General features: G+C 53.5%; 15 protein-coding genes and 3 pseudogenes. 4 read left to right on the forward strand and 14 right to left on the reverse strand.

Going from position 1 to position 19,191, the window contains the following annotated elements; genetic code table 11:
- Positions 1–15: 15 nt before the first annotated feature.
- From JWF83_RS12100 to JWF83_RS12115, 4 genes and pseudogenes are all read right to left on the reverse strand, one after another.
- Complete coding sequence (locus tag JWF83_RS12100; RefSeq protein WP_413650457.1) at positions 16–1,542, reverse strand: ABC transporter substrate-binding protein; 1,527 nt, start codon at positions 1,540–1,542, stop codon at positions 16–18.
- A gap of 181 nt (positions 1,543–1,723) precedes the next feature.
- Positions 1,724–2,068 (reverse strand): annotated as a pseudogene (locus tag JWF83_RS12105) (MFS transporter); the annotation flags it as partial.
- 27 nt (positions 2,069–2,095) lie between these two features.
- Positions 2,096–2,929, reverse strand: coding sequence for an ABC transporter ATP-binding protein (locus JWF83_RS12110; protein WP_413650458.1), 834 nt, complete (start codon positions 2,927–2,929; stop codon positions 2,096–2,098).
- Positions 2,926–3,747 carry an ATP-binding cassette domain-containing protein gene (locus JWF83_RS12115; protein ID WP_413650459.1) on the reverse strand — a complete coding sequence of 274 codons (822 nt, stop codon included), beginning with the start codon at positions 3,745–3,747 and terminating at the stop codon, positions 2,926–2,928. Before JWF83_RS12115 ends, JWF83_RS12110 begins: the two co-directional genes overlap by 4 nt.
- A gap of 215 nt (positions 3,748–3,962) precedes the next feature.
- Here JWF83_RS12115 and JWF83_RS12120 point away from each other — a divergent pair, with 215 nt between their 5' ends.
- On the forward strand, positions 3,963–4,091 hold the full coding sequence (locus JWF83_RS12120; protein ID WP_413650474.1) for a hypothetical protein: 129 nt from the start codon (positions 3,963–3,965) through the stop codon (positions 4,089–4,091).
- 119 nt (positions 4,092–4,210) lie between these two features.
- Here the strand turns inward: JWF83_RS12120 and JWF83_RS12125 are convergent, their stop codons facing one another.
- From JWF83_RS12125 to JWF83_RS12155, 7 genes and pseudogenes are all read right to left on the reverse strand, one after another.
- The gene (locus JWF83_RS12125; protein ID WP_413650460.1) at positions 4,211–6,124 is read right to left on the reverse strand and encodes a heavy metal translocating P-type ATPase; all 1,914 of its coding nucleotides are present in this window, start codon (positions 6,122–6,124) and stop codon (positions 4,211–4,213) included.
- Positions 6,121–7,200 carry a protease modulator HflK gene (gene hflK / locus JWF83_RS12130; RefSeq protein ID WP_413650461.1) on the reverse strand — a complete coding sequence of 360 codons (1,080 nt, stop codon included), beginning with the start codon at positions 7,198–7,200 and terminating at the stop codon, positions 6,121–6,123. Before hflK (JWF83_RS12130) ends, JWF83_RS12125 begins: the two co-directional genes overlap by 4 nt.
- The gene (gene hflC, locus JWF83_RS12135; protein ID WP_413650462.1) at positions 7,197–8,201 is read right to left on the reverse strand and encodes a protease modulator HflC; all 1,005 of its coding nucleotides are present in this window, start codon (positions 8,199–8,201) and stop codon (positions 7,197–7,199) included. Before hflC ends, hflK (JWF83_RS12130) begins: the two co-directional genes overlap by 4 nt.
- Before the next feature lie 24 nt (positions 8,202–8,225).
- Positions 8,226–10,109 (reverse strand): protease modulator HflK, encoded by a 1,884-nt coding sequence (hflK, locus tag JWF83_RS12140; protein ID WP_413650463.1) that lies wholly within the window; start codon positions 10,107–10,109, stop codon positions 8,226–8,228.
- 215 nt (positions 10,110–10,324) lie between these two features.
- Positions 10,325–10,570, reverse strand: coding sequence for a hypothetical protein (locus JWF83_RS12145; RefSeq protein WP_413650464.1), 246 nt, complete (start codon positions 10,568–10,570; stop codon positions 10,325–10,327).
- A gap of 439 nt (positions 10,571–11,009) precedes the next feature.
- Positions 11,010–11,213, reverse strand: a pseudogene (locus tag JWF83_RS12150) (IS5/IS1182 family transposase); the annotation flags it as partial.
- A 341-nt stretch (positions 11,214–11,554) separates the two neighbouring features.
- On the reverse strand, positions 11,555–12,553 hold the full coding sequence (locus JWF83_RS12155; protein ID WP_413650465.1) for an LLM class flavin-dependent oxidoreductase: 999 nt from the start codon (positions 12,551–12,553) through the stop codon (positions 11,555–11,557).
- A gap of 221 nt (positions 12,554–12,774) precedes the next feature.
- Between JWF83_RS12155 and JWF83_RS12160 the strand changes: the two genes are divergently transcribed.
- Positions 12,775–13,314 (forward strand): hypothetical protein, encoded by a 540-nt coding sequence (locus tag JWF83_RS12160; protein ID WP_413650466.1) that lies wholly within the window; start codon positions 12,775–12,777, stop codon positions 13,312–13,314.
- 2 nt (positions 13,315–13,316) lie between these two features.
- Positions 13,317–14,228: a LysR family transcriptional regulator gene (locus tag JWF83_RS12165; protein WP_413650467.1), complete on the forward strand. Its 912-nt coding sequence runs from the start codon at positions 13,317–13,319 to the stop codon at positions 14,226–14,228.
- On the opposite strand, the gene JWF83_RS12170 is transcribed toward JWF83_RS12165, so the two are convergent.
- From JWF83_RS12170 to JWF83_RS12180, 3 genes and pseudogenes are all read right to left on the reverse strand, one after another.
- A complete protein-coding gene (locus JWF83_RS12170; RefSeq protein ID WP_413650468.1) occupies positions 14,229–15,335 on the reverse strand; it encodes an alkene reductase in 1,107 nt (368 codons plus the stop codon).
- Positions 15,336–15,444: 109 nt separating this feature from the next.
- Positions 15,445–16,623 (reverse strand): MFS transporter, encoded by a 1,179-nt coding sequence (locus JWF83_RS12175; protein WP_413650469.1) that lies wholly within the window; start codon positions 16,621–16,623, stop codon positions 15,445–15,447.
- A gap of 234 nt (positions 16,624–16,857) precedes the next feature.
- Positions 16,858–18,060 (reverse strand): annotated as a pseudogene (locus tag JWF83_RS12180) (IS256 family transposase).
- 356 nt (positions 18,061–18,416) lie between these two features.
- Between JWF83_RS12180 and JWF83_RS12185 the strand changes: the two are divergent.
- Positions 18,417–19,191 (forward strand): Rpn family recombination-promoting nuclease/putative transposase (locus tag JWF83_RS12185; RefSeq protein ID WP_413650470.1); only part of this gene is annotated, 775 nt, incomplete at its 3' end.

The raw sequence follows: 19,191 nt of genomic DNA on the forward strand, positions 1-19,191 counted from the left end.
CAATAGCCTCTTTACTTACTGCGAAGCAGTATTCTGTTCGCTGGTGACTAACTGCGTCTGGCTGTTGATGAGCGTGCGCTCGCGAGGGTCACGTAGCGCATTTTTCAGAGCCGCGCTTTCCCCCTGAATAACACGTTCATGCAACATTGGAATGGCAGCATCACTGGCAAGGATCAGGTTTTCAGCGTCCATGATGGCCTGACGACGGGCTTCACCGGCAGGTGTTTCACCGGCTTTTTTCAGCGCAGCATCAATTTCAGGGCGACATAACTGAGAAATATTGAACGAACCTTCGCAGGAAAAATCGCTATACATGTAGGCTACCGGGTCACCGGAATCCAGGACGGTTGCCCTCGAAAGAATAAATGCATCGAATTTTCCAGCCAGCGCGTCAGCTTCAATCTGAGCATATTCACGAACCACTTGTTTCACGGTAAACCCGGCAGCGCTGAGCTGTTGTGCCAGGTAAACCGCGACTTCTGGCAATTCCGCGCGATCGCTGAACGTCGCCAGAGTAATTGTGGCTCCGCCTGGTATCCCCGGGGTAGCCGGGCTTGTAACCGGTTTACGTAATTGCGCTGCCCACGATAATGCCGGGCCAAGCAGTCCCTGCGCAACGTCTGCACGTTTCTCATAGACATTATCGACGAGTTGCTGACGGTTAATCGCGTCACGGACTGCGGCACGCATCGCAGGATCTTTCATGACGCCCTGAGCCGTGTTGAGATAAAGCGTATTGGTTCTCGGCATGGGCACTTCATGAACCAGTGATTGTTCCAGAAGCGGGGCCTGAGACACGGGAATCGCCTCAATAATATCCGCCGTACCGGTACGTAATGCGGCAGCGCGAGCGGCGCCATCCGGAACAAAACTTGCGTCAATGCCGCTGGCTTTCGCCTTCTCACCCCAGTAACCTTCAAAACGATCAAGTGATGCACTGCTGGTGCCATCCACGCTGCGCAGGATAAATGGCCCGGTCCCCGTATTAACCGGATTTACCACGCCATTTTCCTGGTAAGCATTCAGGGACAAAATCGCCAGTTGAGGGCTGGAAAGTCGCTGAGGCAGAAGGGGATCCCTTTTTTCAGTGGTGACCAGAACAGAACTTTCACCTTCTGCTTTTGCCGTGAGTTTTACACCATCAAGAATACGAGGTTTTGGCGTGGCGCTGGCGGCGACGCTCAGGGCATTTACAACCACCTGCGCAGTCAGCGGAGTATCGTCATGAAACCTGACGTTCGGGCGCAGTTCAAAGCGCCAGGTCGTATCATTGATTTGTTGCCATTTCGTCGACAGCGCTGGCTGCGCGTCACCGGCACTGTTGAGTACGACCAGCGTTTCAGCCGTGCTCCAGCGCGATAATTTGAACGCATCATCACTGAGCGGTGTCAGGCCGGAACGGGGCGGCAGAAGGTGCGCCACTTTAATTCTGCCCTCGCTGGTACTGAGCGATTTATCTTGCGGTTCATTAAAACAGCCGGTGAGTAATAAGGTGGCTGACAGGAGCCCATAAACAGGCCAGAAGGTTTTACCCATATTCATCTATGTATCCTTATTGATTTGCAGAGGTGGTTTTAAACGTTCGTAAAATAAACAGCATGGCCACGGCGCGGCATAACGGAATGCAGGCCATCATCAGCCATGGCACAAAAGCCAGCGAAGAGGGGATGAGTGCGTGATCCAGTAGCTCGCCCAAGACAAAATGTCCTGTCAGAACGGCTACGCCGCCAATAGCTGTCAGGCAGGTTCCCAGGATGACTCCCCATAACGAGGCGCTGGTGGCGAGCAACAGGTATCCGCTGATTCGGATCAGGCAGCTGCAGAGTATGATGGCGCGCCCGCCGAACCTGTCAGTAAGCGCACCGCCCACCAGAAACATTCCCTGTTGCGAAAAGATTCTGAGGCTGGGCACCCGGCCAATCGCTGCGCCTGACAACAGCATGTCATCGCGCAGAAAAAGGGCGAGAAAAGGGACAACCGCATAAAATCCGGTATTGAAGATAAACTGGCTGGCCAGCAGTAACGGGGGAGAGGTGTGTGCTTTCTTCCCTGAAGTCAATTCAGTCATGGTTAAAGGCGTTCGTTTAAAGTGTATTCAGCCATGTGTCCGGGAAGGGACATGAGAAACAAGACCCGGTACCGCGTCCAGAAGCTGGCGCGTATGTGGATGATGGGGAAAATGCAGCATTTGCAGCGTTGGGCGATCTTCAATGATTTTCCCGCACTCCATTACCAACGTTCTGTCGCATAACCCTGCCAGCATCGAGATGTCATGAGAGACGATCAGTAGTCCCATCCGGTTTTCTTCTGTTATTCGCAAAAGTAGCGATTTGATTTGCTCACGTAGAGGAAGGTCAAGGCCACTTACTGGCTCATCAGCCAGCAGAAAATCGGGCTGAATGATCAGAGCCCTTGCCAGCGCGACCCGCTGGGCCTGGCCGCCGGAAAGCGAGCCTGCACGCTGGTCGAGGATCTTCGGGCTGAGCTCCACCTGTTCAAGCGCTGCGGCAAGATTGGGTGATGCGTTACGGTTGCAGCCTAAATGTCTTAGCGGCTCGTTGAGGATATCTCTGACACGCATTGCCGGAGGCAGGGTGCTGGCGGGCTCCTGAGGAAGGTACTGAACCTGGCGGCGATACCAGCGTAATGTGCGGGCAGAACCCGGCCTTACCACATTTCCATCGCAATACACCACTCCGTCATCCACAGCGTCGAGAGCCAGGATAGCTTTTAGCAACGTTGATTTTCCGCAGCCCGAACATCCGAGCAGGCCCACGCGTTCATGCTGGTGCAGTGTTAATGAAAAATCTTCAAGGATGGCGTTTCCGGAGGTGGCCTTCTGCCAGAGTAATGCCGGCCGGTTGCGGTAGCGGGAAATCCTGTCGACCTGAATGAAATGATGGGATGCCGTTCGTAATTTCGTACTCATCCGGCAAGTGCCTCACTGGAATGTGTTATCAATGCCTGTTCAGCGGCTCGTGCCGCCTGTACCAGTTTGTGGGTATAGGGATGTTCAGGCGCATTCAGGAGCCGGGCCATTGTGCCGCATTCCACAATCTGGCCTTTTTCCATCACGATACCTCGCTCGCACAGTTGAGTGGCAACGGCGATATCGTGAGTAATGAAGAGTAGCGCAGGGGGGGAGCTCAGTGCTGTACGATGACCTAATACCTGCAGAACTTGCTGCTGGCTAATCACATCCAGCGCAGTCGTCGGTTCATCAGCAATCAGCAAACGGTTATTCGCCATCAGCGCCAGCGCAATACAGATGCGCTGACGCTGTCCGCCGGAAAGCTCAGCAGGGTATCGTGAGAGTAACTGGGGAATATCGCCCAGCTGGAACGCATCCAGTAAGGACGACAGTTTTGCGCTATCACCCGTTTTCAGGGCCAGAGCAAGCTGGCGACCTACCGGCATTAACGGATTAAGCGCGGTGGACGAGTCCTGAAAGATGGCAGAAACCAGTGCGTGTTCAGGCCGTCGGGACGGGTGAACCCCGCCAACACTGGCACCGTTAATGCGGATACTTCCCTGAAATGTTAACTCTGCAGGAAGTATGCCGATGATAGCTTTTGCGGTCAGGGATTTACCCGAACCTGATGAACCGATGATACAGACCCGTTCGCCTTCGAACAGACGAAAGCTAAACTCGCTGACCAGCGTGTGATTACCCGTGGAGATACTCACATTTTTTGCATCAAGAACGGGGATCGGATAAGGGTGATTGTTATTCATGAAACTGCACATATTGCTGTTTGTTATGTAATAACATAACACATATTTGTGCTTTGTTGCAAATGGCGTCAGTTTGTAATTTTTTGTATGGGTGTTCGCTGTCACCGACATCACCGATACGGCTTAGCTAACTTTTGAGCAACGGCAACAGAGACCTTTTAATTTGTTTATCACCTGTGTGAATGCTGGATTTCCTGAAAATTTCACTATTGCTAAAGAATCCATTTATGACGAACGCTGATTTTAAACGCCTGCAACTGGAACTGCCGAACGGCGCAGACAAATTACTGTTGCACTCGTGCTGCGCGCCGTATTTGGGGGAAGTGATGGAGGCGATTCAGGCTTCCTGGGGCTGACGGATGATCGTGGGTAGTCACGCAGATACTGTCCTGCCTCTTTTTTCACCTGGAGCGTAGAGAACAGGGCTTACAGTCTATCGTCACCCCGGCATGAGCAATCATGCCGGGGTTTTGTCTCAGTGGGTTTCGTCAAATTGCAGCAGTCGTCCTGTATTCCCCAGAACCATCAATGTGCTCAGGTTGTGGAGCAACGCCGCGACAAGTGCGCCAGCCCCTCCGAGCCAGCCGAGCGCTGCGGCGGCGACGATCATGATCGTCCAGCCAAGGCCGATAAACACATTGACCATCAGCGTTTTGCGGCATTTTCGGCTCAACCGGATGGCCGAAGCTATACGACGCAGGTCACTCCCGGTAAGCACGACATCCGCTGAAACCAGTGCGATATCAGCACCGTTGGCACCCATTGCCATGCCGACCGCGCCGGCTTTCAACGCCAGCGCATCATTGATACCATCACCGACCACTAGCGGGTTCCAGCCTTCGTTCACCGCCTTTTGCACCTCCTGCAGTTTGGTCGCGGGCAACGCTTGCGCAATCACGTCCCGAATTCCGAGCGCATTCGCAACGCTGGTGGCGGCTGGCAGTCGATCGCCGGTCAGCAGCAACTGCTTTTCAATCCCCATTTGCTGCAATTCCTGAAGCGCTTCGGGTGCCTCCGGGCGCAGCGTGTCCGCCAGCAGCAACCAGCCGAGGAACTGACCGTGGTGCGCAATACCGACGACAGGACCCTGATGATCGGGCGGGGGCAGGGTGCTGACGCCATATTCAGTAAAAAGATCGGCTCGCCCGAGAAGCGCGGTGCCCGTATCTGTCCGGGCCACGATACCGAGCCCCTGTTTCTCCTCGACAGCCTGCAGCGGAAGCCGTTTTTCCGGAGCGACATATTCAGCCAGCGCATGGCTTACCGGATGATTACTGGTCGCACCGAGTGTGGCGGCAAGCTGTAAAACGCGGTCATAGTGACAGTCCGGAGCCAGTACGGCATCGACCAGTTTCAGCCGCCCTTGTGTCAGCGTGCCGGTTTTATCGATGATCAGCGCATCAACGTCTGCCAGCTCTTCCAGAAACGCAGCATTACGGATCAGAATGCCATGACGTGCTGCAACAGCAATCCCGGCCATGGCCGTTGCTGGAGCGGAAAGCACGAGTGCACATGGGCAGGCCGCAACCAGCACGGCCAGCATTGCCTGGCTGTCCCAGGTGAAAAACCAGGTGCTGGCGGCGATCAGCAATACCAGCACCAGATAGTGCGACGCATAACGTTCCAGCAAACGCGTAATAGGGGGTTTTGCCTGTTCGGCATCTTTCATCAGGGCGATCACTTTACCCAGCGTGGACTGCTCGCCGGCGTGCATCACTTCCATGTGCAGCAGACCGTTCAGGTTGATGGAGCCGCCAAAAATCTGTGAACCTGGCCCGGCCTCCTGTGGTACTGACTCCCCGGTAATGGAGGCCACATCGAGACTGGCGAAGCCACTGAGAATTCTGCCGTCTGCGGGGACATTATCCCCGGCGCGGATCTCCACAATGTCACCTTTACGAATCATGCTGCTGTCGACGGACTCGAATGAGCCGTTATCACAAACACGCCGCGCTTTGCTGCGGGTGAGTTTCGTCAACCCGGCGATCGCCTGGCGTGTGCCCATCACGCTGCGCTCTTCGAGAATATGGCCGAAAATCATCAGCACGGGTAGCAACGCGGCGGTGATCAAATCCCCAAGAGCCCAGGCACCGAGCATGGCCAGTACAATTAGTAAATCCGTCACGCCGTGTAAATCAGGATGACGAAGGCTGTGCCAGCCCACCCGAAAAACAGGGATGGCGACTAAAAGCCAGGCAGCACCCGCAAGCAAGTCGCTGATAGCGGTCTGTTCTGGTGCAATGGCTCGCCAGAGTAAGCTTAGCAGGATCAGCCCAATAGTGGTCATGGCCAGGGTTAACTGGACGGTCATTTTCCGCTGCTCTTCCGGTGTCAGCAGTCCCTGGCTGAAGTCCGGATGCATATGATCATGGCTGCACTGATGACTCATGGTATTCCCCCGAACATTTGTAATGCAGATGATTCATCGGTTTGTGGTGCCGGACCCGGCAAAATGAGCTTGCCTTTATCTGTCGGACTCACCGTAATCACCTGCCCGGCATGAGACAGAATTTTGGTGATATTTTCCTGCCAGAGACGTGACAGCATTCCTGCATCGGTTCCTGTTGCACGCGCCTGCGCAAGTTTCGTCATGGTTTGCGTAGCCACTTCCGCCTGCGCTCGCATTTCCTGTCCATCGGCTTGTGCCTGCTGAATGACACCATCAGACTGCTGCTGTGCTTTTTGCAAGCGAAGTGTGGCATCCTTCTGGGCCTGGGCGATTGTCTGCTCAGCCTTTTGGCTGGCAGTCAGGACGGCGTTAAAGGCATCGACAGCGCTATCAGGCAGTGACGAGGCAATATCAATACGTTTGATGGTGATGCCGGGGTCATTGCCATCACCTTTTAGCTTTTGCAGATCCTGGCTCATAATCTGTTTCAAATCGCTGCGCAGTCGTGAGCGTTCCTGTGCGGCATGACTGTCGTTTTGCAGCATTTCTGGACGAGCCACCAGGATGGTATCCAGATCGCGTCCAGCACTGACAAGCGTTGCCGCCCGTTGCGCAAGTCTGTCGATCAGGGGAGCGATATGCTGTTTCTGGAGCACGTAGTTCAGCGGCGAACTGATGCGGTAGAACACCTGTATATTGAGCTGAACGATACCAGCGTCACCGGTTAACAGATAACCTGCGCCCGCACCAGCGTCGCGGGAATATTGATCGCCCGTCAGCAGCTTCTGTTGCTCGCGTCGCTGTAAAGGTAAAACATCCTGTTGCAGAATGCGGGCCGGGCCTGGAATGATTTCAACGCGATCGACCGGATTGGGCCACGCGAATAGCATCCCGGAACTTTCCACTTTTACCGGTTTACCGAAACGGAACACAATAGCCTGCGTATCGGGGGTGACCTGATGAAAACTGGAAACCACCCATGCCAGCGCGGCGAGCAGCGTGGCGGCATACAGACCGAAAAAAGCAATACGGTATGACTGCCCCCACGGGCTAAGGGCCAGAGATTGTTTTCTCATGGATTGGCCTTCTGCCCGTCTTCGGGTTTTTGCACCAGGGCTTTAAACGGCGCCGCATCGGTACTGAGGACAATACGCGTACTTTTATTCACCACTGCATTAAGCGTATCCAGAGAGCGCAATAAGTTGTAAAGCTGCGGATCCAGTGCATACGCTTTGGCATAAATTGCCGCAGAATCTTGTTGCGCTTGCGCGGTAATGGTGGCGGCCGTCACTGACGCGTCGGCCTCGGTAATACGGGCGTCTTTATCGGCTCTGGAACGAATCTCAGCTGCCAGCCGGTTTCCTTCTGCCGTACGCTCTGTCGCGATGGTTTCACGCTCTGCCCGCATTCTGTCAACCGTGGCATTTAGCGTCACCGCAGGCAGCGTCAGGCGTTCAATCCCGACGTCGATCAGGTCAATGCCATAGCTATTGAGCAGTTGTGCTTTCAGTTGGCTCTTGATTTGCGCTTCTAACTGCGGAATTTTTACCTTTCCGGCATCGGTATTGACGATCTCGGAAAGCGCATAGTTACTGGTTGTGGTTTCCAGAGCCGAGCCAATGAAGGTTCTGATCTGGCGAGCGGCTTCTTCAGGCTGGTTTTGTACGGCGCGGATAAACCGCAGCACATGGGGTTGTTGCGGGCTGACTTTCCAGATAGCCCAGGCCTGAACAATAACACGTAAACCGTCGCGGGTACCGACATCCTGTAAACCGCTGGAGGTCGAGAGAGTGCGCAGATCCACTTCTACAGGCGTTTCAAAAGGGGCAGGGAGACGCCATGCCAGACCGGGTGACAGCAGAACGCGGACCGGACTGCCAAAGCGAGTAATGATCGTCGCACTACCCGCGTGAACCTGTACAAGGCAAGCGGTGAGTAGCGCCAGAATAACCAGTAGTGCGGCAATGCTATAGCGTAACCAGCGTGGGGCCCCACGCGAGGCCCGTGGTGGCGTGACTATCGGGGTTAAACCAACCTTGTCACCGTCTGCAAGGGTTGAAATAGTGCGGATTTTCATTCTTAGATAACCTTTTCTGCAGTGCTACCGTGATGGCTGGGAAAACTGACGTAAATCGAGCATGGATTCATTCCCTTGCGCAATCTGACTGTCCAGGATCAGCAATGGCGTTCGCGTCAGCGCTTTGCTGTAAGTCTGGTAACGTTGCTCGTTAATATAGGCTTCAGGATTAAGACGCCAGGCATGATATTCCGCGCTATAGCGGGTCAGGGCGATGTTTGCCTGAGCCATCCGTTCGCCCGCAGTGGCTTGTGCACCATTGATTGTCGTTGCGGCTTTTTGCCGCGCCGCTTCCCCCTGTGATGCGGCATATCCTTTCTCTTTGGCAATCCGGGTATTGGCTGCAATTTGAGCGGCCTGTACTCCATGGTAGGCATTAGCCGCTCCGGCTGGTGGGTGAATCGACTCGACGCGGGTATAAAGCAGTTCGACACCAGTATTAATATTGTCCAGGCGTTTCTGTATTGCGGCATTCATGGCCGCGGACATGGATGCGCGTTGCTCATTGAGCAGGGCATCCAGCTGCTGATGGGCGAAGTATTGGGTCATAACCTGGCGAGCAATACGCTGGATTGTGGTGGGCAGATCGTTCGTCTGATACAGGCTGTTCATTGCGTCCTGGTCCTGCAAACCTACGCGCCAGATGAGACGAATGTCCATATTCACAATCTGAAAGCTTTGCTTGTCATTTACTGCACTTGCAATAACCTGTTCCTGATCGGTCGTATGGGTGTTGTCCCACAGGCGCCAGCTTTCCTGCGGTGCCGGACCTTCAATGGTATCGGGGATCTTCTGATTTGCATTCTCTTCAGGCCTTTTTTCGCTCAGCTGTAATTCATGCACAGCACCAAAATCTACCGATATTACCCGACCAAAAGGCCAGGGGAGGCCGACGTGCAGTCCGGAGGGAAGAACGGCGACAGGGCGTCCAAAGCGTTCATAAACGCCGCGCTGACTGGGGGATATTTCGTGAAGACCACTGACTAACCATCCGACGAGCGCAACCCCGCAAAGTACAGGCGGAAAGATTTTTCCCATCAACCGGAAGGCCTGAATCTTTCCTACGTCCACTCCAAAATGCTGCATGATTTTTTTGCGCAGCATAAGTAAAGGATGCAGAGGCCAGCGATACTGTTCAGCAATCAGACTTTGGGTCAGGAATGGCTGATTCTTGTCAGAATTCGGTAAAACACAGGCGGCGAGCAGTGTGCGAAGGATAAATTCCAGCGCAATCAGTAAAACAATCAGGCTGGCCAGCCTGACTATCCAGAATGCTATTGTCAGGGAAAGCGTTGAGAGGCCGATGGCGGAGGATATCAGCAAAAAAATACTCAGTAACGCTCGCATAAGCCCAATAATGGCCGACTGGTGCGGCCAGCTTCTCATCTTGCGGAAACTGAGTGTGCGTTCGCAAACCAATAAAATGAAACAACTCGCCAGCAGCACCGATCCGGCGGGAATCAATCCGCCTTCAGGCGGGGTGAGAATCGTTGCTGTTGAGAGATTAGCGCTGACGAGATAAAGGGCGATGATCGCACATCCGCCGGTCAGCCCGAGATGGAGAAGGTGCGGTTCCCAGTGGGAAATACCCCGGTCTATTCTGATAAACCAGTTCGTTTTTTCCTTGTTCTTTTTATCCGCAGTTTCAGCGTCATTTTTCGCTTCAGAAAGTGTCGGGAAGGAATAGGCCCGCAAAGCATTTTCCACCACCGCAAGCGACAGTAAACCTGACGCCACCAGCGGTCTGATAAATGTCATCCAGATACTTTGTTTATCGAGCAGCTCAACGATAAAAAAAACGATAGCAATGGCACCGAGCGCCATGCAAATAAAGGCTCTGCACCACAATAAGCGAGAGCGTAGCCGCAGATCCTGGGTGGGAATATCACGCTGAGCAGAAGGCTGCATAAAGGTTCCTGATTTAAAAAACATAATCTGACGTCGTCGAACCGGGCAAAATCCCCTAACAGACGTAAAACGCTCGTCATGCCCAATGCTGGAGCATTAAAAATGCGGTAACGTTATTTTTCGGATACTCATCTAAAAATGAGAGTGGCTATTTTGCCACCGTTTTCAACTTAGCAATCGGTGCCCTAATAGCGAATTGGTTGCTCTCTGCACGTTTAGTTCTGATGGCTTCGAAGCATGGTGCAGAACGCGCAACTGCAGCCCGTCACCGGAGATGCACTACAGGTTCCGGCGAGCGATGCGCCTGAGTGGCTGATGTTAAAACCTTTAAAAAAACTGGTTTCAATCGCATTGAGTTGATTCGCGGAGAGCGTGGCCGTCGTGGAGGGTTCAGATTTAAATGCCAGAGCACTGAATGAGGTCACTGCCAGGGATGCAACGATAATATTATGAATTTTCATGTGGTTATCCGGAACGCAAAACGCTACGACAATCCTTCACTGTGGCCTGACATCAATGTGCTATTCGCTCGCGGCAAACGTCAGCTTTGCTAAGCATCGAATAATTGACACCGTGACCCTCGGACCTTCACTACCCTGTACAGGTCGCAAATAAAGAAAACGGGACTCATCAGAAAAAGCAAAAGATGATTGTAACATTCCGTCACATATCCTCGCGCTGACCCTTCTTAACAATCAGTACTCTGCTGACTTAGTGTTATGGTATAACATATCTTGTGGGGCTCGTATGCATTCTCCAACACTTTTTCACTCTCCCTTCTCCTGCGACCAGGCGCGGGCATACTCATTTTAAGTGTTTTATGGGTTGCCGTTCTGTGGGCGATTGCGTTGCCATGCTTGACCTGCAGGCACTAAGAGTCGGTTACGACTCTGCTCACTACAGCTTCAGCATGGTTGCGGGGTGATATCCGGGCCGTCCGGTTGGCTTTGCATCAACTCTTCTGAAGCCAGGAGAATCAAGCTGTAACCCATCTACAAATATATCAACCACTCTGACTGGGTTATCTTCAGTGACAAAATCATCCAGCGCATCAGGGAGCAATGTCACCTGATGTCTGCCTTGTCCTTTAATGTGATGGGTCATGTCGGCACCCGCGGTGTTTATTCGTATGTTTTTAATTTTAATGAAAAATTCAGTCTGTCGCATGGGTTTATAAAGAATGGCTGATCATATAAAACCATTGCTTAGACCAAAGAGTGATCAGTTGTTTTCACACAACCTGCGCTCAGCGCGGACCTGACGCTGGTTGCTACTTATTAGTGAAGCCGTTAGATTCCGCATGAACGTCAGTGACGTTTTAGCTTCAAGGTAAGGCTGGATAGTTCCCCCGGTAGACGTTCCCGTCCTGTATTTCCCACGGCTCCGATGTGTCTGGGCTATCCGTGGCGATTCAGACCGGTAAAAAGCTGTTTCATCGCTTCTCCTCAGCTATTCCAGCAGCCCGCGATCAGCTGATGCGAACGGATACGTGCATCGGCGTCATGGATCCAGGAATTCACCATGATTTCGTCTGCGCCGGTGCGGCGCACCAGATCCTGAAGTCCGGCACGCACCACGTCAGGCGTGCCCCATATCGATTCGCGTAACTGAGTCAGCACCCGCTGCGCCTCAGCCTGATGCCATAGCGCATTCATGTTATCAACGGGTTTTGGCAGCTTCATCTCAACGCCGCGTCCCAGGTTGACGAACTTCTGCAATTCTGTGGTGGCCAGCCGGTCTGCCTCTTTCTGCGTTTCCGCCGCCACAATGTTTACGCACACCATTACGTAGGGCTCATTGAGGGTTTCTGACGGCTTAAATCCTGCCCGATAGGTGTCGATGGCCGCCAGCATGGCGTCGGGCGCAAAGTGAGAGGCGAAAACCAGCGGCAGGCCTTTCTGTGCGGCCAGCTGAGCGCTGAAAGTGCTGGAACCCAGCAGCCAGAGCGGAATACGGAGTCCGGCGCCCGGTACTGCCGTCACGCGCTGGCCGGGACGCGGCTCGGCCAGAAAATGCTGCAGCTCTTCCAGCATGTCGGGGAAGTCCAGCCCTTTTGCCCGGCTCTCACGCCGCAGCGCCAGCAGCGTTTCCTGATCGGTACCGGGCGCGCGTCCCAGCCCCAGATCCACGCGGCCCGGATAAAGGGTTTCAAGCGTACCAAACTGCTCAGCGACGACGAGCGGCGCGTGATTTGGCAGCATGATACCGCCCGAGCCGATGCGGATTTTATCGGTGCGGGCACCAATGTGGCTCAGGATCACCGTTGTGGCGGCGCTGGCGATATCCACCATATTGTGATGTTCGGCCATCCAGAAGCGATAATAACCAGCGTCTTCAGCCGCTCTGGCAAGACGAACGCTGTTGCGGATAGCGTCAGCCAGGTTGTGGCCTTCGGTAATCGGCGCCAGATCCAGCAGTGACAGGGGGATGTTCGCGTCTTTCATCAGGATTTCCTCAGCCTCGTTTCAGTGGTTACGTGGCGAAACAGTAAGTTCGGAAATCACTATGATTGTTTTCTCTGTCATGATAAATCCGCTTTCATTCGGATTTGTGTAGATATAGATTCAACAATCATCAGGCGATGGCAGGTGTATCTTAGGGCCGGGGGCCGTGTTCACCGCGTTCCACCTGCATCTGTGCTTAATCAATCCAGCCCGGAGACCTGATGACTGAACAAGAGATAACACAAGCGCGCTATCATGCGGCCTGTGACATTGCCCACCGCTGGTTTGCCGTTTTTGAAGGGAAAACAGAAGAAGCTGGCCTTCATAGCGCTCTATTTTCAGAGGATGTCATGCTGGTACATGCGGGCGCTCACCTGCTTGCAAAGGGGAAAGCGGAAATGACGCGCTGGCTGCACGACCTGCCGTATGAAAGGAGCGCACACTTTATCCGCCGGATCGATGTCATCCCTCTGCCTGACGAGCAAGCCGAAGTTAATATGGATATCAGTTATCAGGTGCCCGGTCAGGAAGCTCTGGTGGGCGGTGCGCTGTCGGAATACCGCACGACGGTGAAGTTTGACAGGGAACACCATGCCGTATTCACTTTTTTGCAGAAAACACTGCGCATGCCCAATCCTGATAAGGTGTTCCGGGAAGCTTTTGCGGAAAACCGCCTGCGCGTGCTAAGTCTATTTCTTGATGAAGCGCCCGGACGTTATATGACAATAAGGCATGCAAGCCTGTCTGAGACATTAAGATAACCATGAGAAAAACCGATCACCTGGGCGGGATCACCGCTTTTGTAACCACGGCTCAGCAGGGCAGCTTTACCGCTGCCGCTGAGCGTCTGGGGCTGACCAAATCCGCGGTAGGCAAAAGCGTCAGCCGGCTTGAGGACCGCCTCGGCCTTAAGCTTTTTCAGCGTTCAACGCGCCGGCTTAGCCTGACTCCGGACGGAGAGCGATTTCTTGACAGCTGCCAGAACGCCATCGATATTCTGGAGCAGGCGGAGGCCGAGCTGACGTCCCATATCTGCCAGCCTGCCGGCAGACTCAGAGTGGATTTACCCGCCGCCTTCGGGCGGCAGCGTATATTACCCGTCCTGCTGCAGATTACGCGAAAATATCCTGAGCTCGCCCTGACGGTGACCTTCAGCGAGCGGTTTGTCGATCTTATTGAGGAAGGCATTGATCTGGTTATCCGCATTGGTGAGCTGGCCGACAGCAGCGGTCTGGTCGCCCGAAGGCTGACCACCCAGAAACTGGTGATCTGCGCCTCACCCGACTATCTGCTTTATCATGGCGAGCCGGTCACGGCGGACGATTTAAGCGAACACCAGTGCGTGGTCGGGTTTCGGCGCAATCAGCCTATTTCCTGGCTGCTGAAGGACGCGGAGGGACAGATAACGCGGTTCATACCGCCGCCGACCCATGAATTTGCCGACGGTGATGCGATGCTTGCCGCCACCCTGGCGGGATGTGGTCTGTCGCAGCTGCCGATATGGCTGGTCGGTAACTATCTGGCAAGCGGCGAACTGCAGGAAGTTCTGCCGGGCCACTCCGGCGGAGAGATGCCCATCAGCGCGCTCTGGCCAAAAAGCCGTCAGCTGCTGCCTAAAATCCGCTATGTCGTGGACACGCTGGTTCAGGCGGCAGAAGACGGCGCGCTCGACTAATCAGGCCGGCTCTTTGTACGCAGGGTAGTCGGTATAGCCTTCTTCCGATCCACCGTACATGGTGGCCCGGTTGACTTCACTAAGTGGCCAGCCGTTAGCCATCCTTTCCACCAGATCCGGGTTGGCAATATAAGGCCGCCCGAATGCAATCAGATCGACCTTGCCCTGCTGCAGGTAGGTTTCGGCAAGCGCTTTATCAAAGCCGCCGGCAATGATCAGCGTGCCGTCATAGGCGGCGCGAAATTTCTCAATGAATCCGTCGGGGATCGCCTGCTCACCCAGCGTCTGCTGATCGCTAAGATGCACATAGGCCAGAGAACGGCTGCCCAGTTTTTTAGCCAGCAGCAGCCAGGTCTCTTCTTCACCCGGAAATGCGTGCATATCAAACAGACGACCAAACGGCGCCAGCCGGATGCCGGTTTTATCTGCGCCAATCGCCTGCAATACCGCGTCGGTTACCTCAAGTACAAAGCGCAGACGGTTTTCATGCTGCGGGCCGCCGTATTCATCGGTTCGGGTGTTCAGTCCACCGTTGATGAACTGCTCCAGCAGATAGCCGTTGGCGGCATGAATTTCAACGCCGTCAAAACCCGCGCGGATGGCATTTTTAGCCGCGTTAACGTAGTCCTGAACCACGGCGCTGATTTCTGCCGGGGTCAGCGCACGCGGCGTAGACACCGTTACAGGACCGGCATTTCCCTGCTCATCGCGCGCATAGCAGGTCGAATTTTCTGCCCTGACGGCGACAGCGCTGACGGGTAGCTGGCCATTCTGCTGCAGGCTGGTATGAGAGATGCGCCCGACGTGCCAGAGCTGCAGGTAAATCCTGCCGCCCGCCGCGTGCACGGCACGGGTGGTTTTTTCCCAGCCCTTTACCTGTTCGTCATTATAAATGCCCGGCGTGAAGAGATAGCCCTGCCCCTGCACGGAAATCTGCGACCCCTCGGTGATAATCAGGCCCGCCGAGGCCCGCTGCTGATAGTACTTCGCCGTCAGCTCGTCAGCGGTATCTCCCGCCCTTGCCCGTGAACGCGTCATTGGTGCCATCACCACCCGGTTGTTCAGCGTGATGTCACCGAGACGGTATGAGGTAAACAATTTGTCCATATTTTGCTCCTTTCAGTAGATACTCCATGATGGGTGCCGTGAGCGGGTTATGGAATACCTGTCTGTTCCGAACAGATGTTCCATAAGTTCTACATTAATGCTGCAGTGCTTACGCCTGTTCTTCAGCTACACGTGCCGTTTTACTATCAGAGCGGTGCCTGATGACGATGCTGGCAAACGCCAGCAGGGCAAAAATCACGCTGCTGAGAACCACGGAATGCGTACCGAGGCGGGCAATAAACCATCCGCCCGTGAGCGAGCCAAGGGTGATCCCCAGATTAGAAAATGACATGTACAGGCTGTTGGCAAACTCAGGCGCCTCGCTGGCTTCACGCATCAGCCAGGTCTGGCTGACAACCAGCCCCGATGAGTGAAATGCACCCCAGAATACGGTAAGCAGACACATCGCCAGCGGCGAAAAGCCCAGCAACCAGACCAGCAGGAAAACCAGCGTGTAAAGCAGCGGATAAACATGGGTGGTTTTCACGACGTTTTTCTGCAGGAAGCTGCTGAAGACAAAGTTACCGGTGAAACCACACAGGCCAAACAGGATGAGCATTGCGCTGATGGCGTTATTGCTGAGATGCGTCACCCGCGCCAGATAATCTGCAACGTAACTGAAGCCGGAGAACATCGCGGCAAAAACCAGCGTAACGGTGGAGATGGTCAGCCACAGCTTGCCATTGCGCAGCACAGAAACCTGGCTGGCATAAGACACTTTATTTTTCGCCGGCATTGAAGGCATGAAAAGCATGACGCCAACGAAGGCCACCACGCAGGCAGCGGCGCCGAAGTAGAACGCTGCCGCCAGCGAAAGATGATCCGCGATGAGTGAACTCAGCGGAACGCCCAGCACCAGACCTATCGCGACGCCGGCAAATACCTTTGCGGCCGCACCGGCGGCTTTTTCTTTGGGGACCGAGCTGGCGGCAACGACCAGCGCAACGGCGAAGAAAACGGCATGTGCCAGCGCCGGCAGAATGCGGAATAGCAGCATCAGATTAAAAACGTCTGTTGTGGCATAGATCAGGTTGGAAATAATGAACACCACAAGAATGCTCAGCAGCACCGCTTTTTTATTAAAACCTGACAGCATCAGGGTAATAAACGGGCCGGTGATGGCTACGATGATGGCGTAAATACTGACGAGGAAGCCTACCTGCGTTGGCGTCACATGCAGCTGTGAGACCAGTTTTGGTAACAGGCCAATGATGGCAATTTCGGTGGTGATTACGCCGAAAACGGCGACAGACAGTGCGAGTAAAAGCAGAGCGCTTTTATTTTGCATAACATACCCTTGTGGAAGAACTGCAAATGAAGAAAGGCAAGCCAAATAGCTGGACGTAACCTTTATGCGTTATGGCCGGAACTTACCGGAGGCGCATCATCGCGAACTTTCACAAACGGGGAAATAGGCGTACTGGCGTTACAGAGGGGACATAAATTCTTCAATTGTTTTTGTCTGATGATGATTTTGATGGCTCATGGAGAGCGTTCAGAATTCTGTGTCACGTTAAAAACTCTACAGCGTCATCATATTATTCAGCCGCCCGTCGAAATAAATGGCTAGCTGCGACAATGTCAAATTCCAGCTCTGAATCGACATTGTCCATTTCTCCTGTGCGTTCAACAGTCCCAGATAAAGTAACTTCAGCAGGCTGTTTTCATTTGGGAATGCGCCTTTAGTTTTGGTCAACTTCCTGAACTGACGATGGACTGACTCGATGGCATTTGTGGTGTAAATGACTTTGCGGATATTCGCCGGATACCGGAAGTACGCTGACAGGTTTCCCCACTTGCGACGCCATGACTGGAGTACCACCGGATACTGCTGGCCCCACTTCGCCTCCAGCTCATCCAGCGCTGTTTCTGCCGCCTCTTTTGACAGCGCACGGTAAACCGGCTTCAGGTCGGCCATAAACGCTTTATGGTGCTTTGACGCGACGTATTTAATCGAGTTACGTATCTGGTGAATGACACACAACTGTACCTCTGTCTGCGGATAGATGCTGTTTATTGCCTCCGGGAAGCCGGTCAGCCCGTCCACGCAGGCTATCAGGATGTCTTCCACGCCACGATTTTGCAGATCGCTCAGAACTGACAGCCAGAAGTTAGCGCCTTCGCTTTCAGACAGATACAGACCCCGGACTTCCTTTTTGCCTTCCAGGTTCAGCACCAACACGGTATAAACGGCTTTACTCTGGTAACGGCCATCCTCACGGATCTTATAGTGAATGACGTCCAGCCAGACGAAGGGATACACCTTCTCCAGCGGACGTTGCCGCCATAGCTTATGTGCGGGAATAACTTTATCGGTTAGCGCACTGATGGTGGCGGTGGAAACGCTGAAAGCATAGAGGTCTTCAATCTCACAGCTGATGTCCTGGTAACTCATCCCCAGCGCAAACAGACGAATGATCTTGCGTTCAATCTCGTCGGACAGGGTGGTCTGATGCTTTTTGACTCACTGCGGCTCAAACGTGCCATTACGATCGCGTGGTGTCGCCAGTTCAAAGCTGCCGGTCGGGGCTTTAATGGTCTTTTTGCCGGAACCATTTTTACGGCTGGCTTCAACGTCCTGAGCCAGGTGAGAGTCAAGCTCCGCAGAAAGCGCCGCTTCAGTTAACTGTTTGATTAATGGAGTTAAGATGCCATCTTTACCGGTCAGAGCCTGGCCAGACTGGAGTGCCTTAAGTGCTTTGTCAAAATCGAAGGGCTGGGACATGTGTCATTCCTTTTTGTTTGTATATTACTGGAATGACACAGAATTTCTAACGCATCCCGGGATGCCATGTAACTTATTTTAAATTTTCTGAATTATATCGATATTTTTTTGGATAATTAATATCTTTGTAATTGAAAGGTAGTCTGTTCTTCCTCAAAAATTATTTTCAGCCGATTACGCTGTTATGCATAACCAGCCTGTAACGGATAATCTGGCGTGAAGTTCCTGCTTTCTCGCGACATAAACTGAGTATATTTGGCTTTACCTGTTGCTCAAGAAATGCTCTGTTTTAATTTTAACCAGCGGACAGCCGTGATAGAATTTATCCATGTCAAACGGACGACAGGATACAGGCAATGAATGCCGGCACACCCACACCGCACGACGCAGTCTTCAAACAATTCCTTACCCGCACTGAAACCGCGCGGGATTTCCTGCAAATCCACCTGCCGCCAGCTCTGCTGAAACGCTGCGACCTGAATACACTGCAGCTGGAATCCGGCAGTTTCATCGATCGTGAACTGCGGGGCATTCAGTCCGACATTCTCTATTCGCTACAGACTGACAGCGGGGAGGGCTATATTTATTGTTTGATTGAGCATCAGAGCACCCCCGACAGGCTGATGACCTTCCGCCTGATGCGCTATGCACTGGCGGCGATGCAGCGGCATCTGGATAACCATAAAAAGGCAAAGGAACTGCCGCTGGTGATCCCAGTCCTGTTTTATCACGGTAAAATCGCACCTTATCCCTATTCCATGAACTGGATGGATGCATTCAGTGACACGAACGCAGCGCGGCAGCTTTACTGCGGCGATTTTCCGCTGGTGGATGTTACAACGATCAGCGACGATGAGATTATCAGGCACCGGCGTATTGCCGCGCAGGAACTGGTGCAGAAGCATATCCGTCAGCGTGATATGGCAGAACTGGAGCCGCTACTGGTCATGCTGCTGCAGCTGGATTACAATACATCCGAACAGCTGGAGGCGTTATTCAACTACATGCTAATGGTTGGGGATACGGCAAATCCTGACGCCTTTATCAGCACTCTGGTGCAGCGTTTACCGCAACATGGAGACATAATCATGACTATCGCACAAAAGCTCGAAGAAAAAGCACGGAAGGAAG

Source organism: Pantoea sp. B65, from assembly GCF_047308185.1.
GTDB lineage: Bacteria > Pseudomonadota > Gammaproteobacteria > Enterobacterales > Enterobacteriaceae > Erwinia.